We start from the raw sequence: 4,440 nt of genomic DNA on the forward strand, positions 1-4,440 counted from the left end.
ACTTGTTATGAGGCATAAGACATGATGAAATCTCAATCTAATTCCGCCAACGGGTTTCAAAATTATAAATGATTCTCGACTTCATCCTCCACCCCAGGGGTAATCACCACCGTGAGGGGAGGACAAATCAAACTTATCAATCTCTTTAAATCTTCATTATCCATACGGATACATCCTTCGGATGCCCTCGTACTGATACTTTCAGGAAGATGCGTTCCATGAATACCAATACCTCTATACCCTGGTACCTGCAAACGAATGAAAAAATCCCCGTATGCACCGTCTATTTCTCCTTTTCCATCTCCAAAATCATGCTTCCAATCCGTCGCCCGCTGGATATCGGATACCTGAAAAACACCCTCCGGAGTCCGCATATCACCTGCCTTGCGCTTATTACCCGCTTTTTTACCCGTCGCCACAGGAGCAGAAAATATCTCTTCACCTTTATAATCAATCAGGCGAAGTTTCATTTCCTGCTTGGAGATAAGAATGATATTGGCATTCTGAACCTTTTCCAACTCCTGCCGATGACGGTATTCCAAGCAATATATTCCGGCTACCGCCAAAGCCACAAACCCAAATACTACAAATACATAGCCATATATGTGTTTCATACTTTTTCACTACTCTTTATGTATCAGAAAAAAACATCGTCAATAGAAAGGTATTTCTATTGTTGCATAATTGTCCATTGAGATTTGTATCTTACCATAAGATGCCTTGACATTTTTTATGTATCCCGTAGAAGGAGCTTCCATACTAAAACGAAAGACAGGAGCCTCCGTCTCGTCTTCAAATGAATACCCCACTACCATACGTTCACCAGACGCATTGTTCTTAATGATAAATATAAAGTCGGTGAACTTGCTACTTTTATTGTAAAGACGGGGATAAAATACCGTATTAGGCTTCTGCTCTTTAGCTTTCGTATAAATCTGCCAACCGGAAGTTCCACTCATCAACTGATTCCTCTTGTAGAAATCAAGAATTGCCAACCTGCACTTAGACGAACTAATGCACAACTTGGAATCCATATCTCCCCACACACCGTTCAACAAATTAAAATCTGCCTGTGCCAACAAGTATGGAGCAGCCATATACCCTTCTGTTCCATTCACCTTCACCGATGCCCATTCCGAGTCTTTATTATAAGTAATCAACTCAGAACCATAAGGAATCTTTTCCAGAATATTGTATTCTACACCCGACATACGCGAAGAACGCAAAAATACATTATCAGCCACGACATACATACGTAATGCATCCCGGTCTTTCGCATAAGGTACATACCATACGAAATAACCTACCAAACTTCCCGCAAGCAGCAATACCCCCAAAACAATCCCTATAATGACTCCCGTATTAGCCTTTTTAGAAACGGGTACTGCCGAAACCGATGACGATGCAGAAGCAACCGGTGACTGGCTGGTATATGCCGGAGAAGGAGATGGCGAAGAGTAACTCTCAGCAATTCCAACCGTACTATCCGGGATTATCGGTTGCTGTATTTCTGAATAAGCCGTAGTAGCAGCCGAGGGGTCTGCATTAAAACCATAATCAACCGGCTCCACATCTTTCACTATATCCTGTTCCAAACACAAGTAATCATAAGCCTGCTGGGCTTCTTTGATTTTCTTGAACGAACCTATAAAGACAAACAGATTCTTGATCGCAGCAAATGCAGCCGTAATAGGAGCCAACAGAAGAATGGCCGCCAAACGTACCAGCAAATCTATTAATGTATTGGAAGCACTATCTACCATGTCTGTAGTCAATGCATCACGCACACCTTTCCTTACCTGCTCGCGTCTACTGTCTCGGGTAGACTTAAAAGCTGCCGGAATACCCGCAATGCCCGCATATATCCAAGCATTCACAACATCTCCGGTAGAAGAGAATATTATCCAACCTAGTATCAAAAAAGACGAACCGAAAATAAGTTTCACCAAAGACCATATTCTTTTCATTTTTGCATCAGCAAGATCATTGGTGGCCTCTTTAAGATTACAATCATGACACAAGGGACGACCTTCCTTGGTATAAGCAGAATTCACCGCACAATCCCGACATAATCCCATCCCACAATCATGACACGTGGCAACCGCAGGTGTGTTTACATGTATGTAACAATTCATAACTAATTATATTATTAAGGTTGATAAATATACAAATATAAGAAAAACTCCAATAAAATGCGTTGAGTGTCACCACTTCACCTCCGTAAACGTTATCTTCTTCACCTGCGGATTCCACGGCTGAGAGCTGGATATCTGCCAATCCAACCGTTGCAGGCAGGAAGCCTCATCCTTGATATTAGGAACTACGACGCGGCACTTTATACTTACCCCTTTCAGGAAACTGACCGCATTCCCGTTCGTCACAAACGAATCGGAATTGCCTACGTAGAACTTCGTATAATATCCGGGATAACTGTTGCCTTTGTCGTCCACCGCATCCGACTTGTCCCGGTTGAACCAAACCTGCCAATCCTCGCGGTTATTGGTCAGCATAAACTGGAACTCCACAACATCGGCATTCTTCACACACGACAAGAATTCCACTTTCACCTCCGAGTCGCAGGAAACAATCTCCTTGCACGAACCTTTTTTATCGGACGGCTCATCGCCACCGCCACCTTCACCCTCACCAAACTGTACACTGACGGACACAGGCATGGACTCGCCGTCCGCCTCGACAAGCAGATTGGCAGTCACGTCCTGAGTAATTTTGTCACGGTCTATGTTGACCACTACCGTGCTGCTTTTCCCCTGCCCTGTGCTTCCCTTTGGGGGAGTAACCTTCAGCCACGGCTCCGAGAACGTGACGCTCCATGAAACCGAACCGGAAGTACCGACATTCATCACATCGAAAGTCTTGGACGTCTCCCCCTTGGCGAAAGACAATGAACCGGTGCTTAGCTTGATGCGCGCTTCGCCCCGTTCCAGCATCATATCGCCCGAAGCTTCTTCGCCTGCAACGACAGAGATACGCTTCGTATTGGTCTTATATCCGTTCTTGGATATCTGAATCGTGTACTGTCCCGGCTCCATGTCCTGGAACTCATAACGGCCGTCACTGCCCGTATTCGTGGTTTTGCCACCGGGGTTCAAGACCACATGCACACCTGAAACTGGTTCACCGCTGTCGGCATCATTCACTATCCCATAAATGGCACCGGTCGTATCCACCTCATCTTTTGCACATCCGGCAAAAACAAGCATGATTGACATGCAGCATGCCAACCAGCACAAACAAACTGTACTTTTCCTCATGATTATCTGTTTAAAATAAGAACTATGAATATTCTAAAAATTCAGGGCAAAGCCTACCCCATTACACTCACCCAACGTAGGATACATGGCAAATTGCACCGGCTTGTGCACCTTGGCACGCTTGCGGCCGTTTGCCACCGCGGCATCGACCAGATTGTAGACATAGAGCGCTGCCGCCGCTCCGATGCAGACATTGCGCACATTCTCCCAGTTGTCCGCCTTCGTATTGTACGTCTGCTGGTGCTTAGGCTGCTCGTGCATCTTCTTGACGTACGAGCTACGCAGGTTCTCGGAAACGATGATACCGCCTGTAAGCAGGACTTCGCCTCCCAGGATGCACAATCCTTTCGTTGTACTGCCTTTATACATCTGTCCCCATCCCGGAACGACCAGCGAACGCATCATGCCCCGGACGCCATACTGACGGGTAAAGCTCAAACGATCGAACTGCGGAACCGGTGCATCGGCCACCCCGAACAAGACGTAGCAACGGTATCTGCCGCCACCTGGATAGTCCACATATTCCCAATATTCATCGTACTTCACTGATGTGACGCTTACCTCTTCATCCTTGACCTTATAGTGGAAACTATAGACTGACGATTCTGTGATCTGTCCGTTGCGGTTCTCCGTACGGATGTCCGTTTCCGCTTCCCCACTGATTTTCCACGTTTGCCCGATGTAACGGGACAAGGCTACCAGACACTCATGCCGGCTCTCGTCCAGCGTTTTTCCATCGGCCTCTACCACTTGGTAATGGAAGGTCAAATAGGTGGTTTTCGGCGTCTTGTTCGCCAACCATACGGGGCGCATCTTGTCCGAACGACGAAGTACTTTCTGTGCCAAGGCATCCGAAGCCCCCAACAAGCAACATACAAACAGGAGACTACCCGCGAGGGCAATTCTAAAAAATGGCTTTTTCATACCAGTAACAATAATTATGTTAGTTTATTATCTACGAAAGAGGGCTATATTAGTTTTAAGGCTACAATATTACAGCTTTAAAACGACAAAAAGAAATAATAAGTCCCTATTTTTTAAGAAATTATTGATTCGTCACGGTTTTCCGTTACAAAGCTCTTCCATAGTACGAGGGGAATACAAGGTGTAAAAGAATACTCGTTGGTTGAATTAAGAATCTAAATATTTACAAATGAAAAAGTTGCAC

4 protein-coding genes are annotated in these 4,440 nt (G+C 45.5%); all 4 read right to left on the minus strand.

The genetic code is table 11. The features are described from left to right. Nucleotides 1-62: 62 nt before the first annotated feature. Nucleotides 63-614: a L,D-transpeptidase gene (locus tag QZ323_RS14405; RefSeq protein ID WP_294635384.1), complete on the minus strand. Its 552-nt coding sequence runs from the start codon at nt 612-614 to the stop codon at nt 63-65. Nucleotides 615-653: 39 nt separating this feature from the next. Next, entirely contained in the window at nt 654-1,949 is a 1,296-nt protein-coding gene (locus QZ323_RS14410) for a hypothetical protein (RefSeq protein ID WP_294635385.1), read from the minus strand. 255 nt (nt 1,950-2,204) lie between these two features. Further along, nucleotides 2,205-3,272, minus strand: a complete 1,068-nt coding sequence (locus tag QZ323_RS14415; protein ID WP_294635386.1) for a carboxypeptidase regulatory-like domain-containing protein — start codon at nt 3,270-3,272, stop codon at nt 2,205-2,207. Between the two features lie 33 nt (nt 3,273-3,305). Then, nucleotides 3,306-4,196: a DUF5683 domain-containing protein gene (locus QZ323_RS14420; protein ID WP_294635387.1), complete on the minus strand. Its 891-nt coding sequence runs from the start codon at nt 4,194-4,196 to the stop codon at nt 3,306-3,308. Between the last annotated feature and the right edge of the window lie 244 nt (nt 4,197-4,440).

This window comes from uncultured Bacteroides sp., assembly GCF_910585845.1.
Classification (GTDB): domain Bacteria; phylum Bacteroidota; class Bacteroidia; order Bacteroidales; family Bacteroidaceae; genus Bacteroides.

What these genes read in the sequence shown, in the direction of transcription:
- QZ323_RS14405 (WP_294635384.1), bottom strand. Translation starts at nt 614, where the DNA reads ATGAAACACATATATGGCTATGTATTTGTAGTATTTGGGTTTGTGGCT.
- QZ323_RS14420 (WP_294635387.1), bottom strand. Translation starts at nt 4,196, where the DNA reads ATGAAAAAGCCATTTTTTAGAATTGCCCTCGCGGGTAGTCTCCTGTTT.
- QZ323_RS14415 (WP_294635386.1), bottom strand. Translation starts at nt 3,272, where the DNA reads ATGAGGAAAAGTACAGTTTGTTTGTGCTGGTTGGCATGCTGCATGTCA.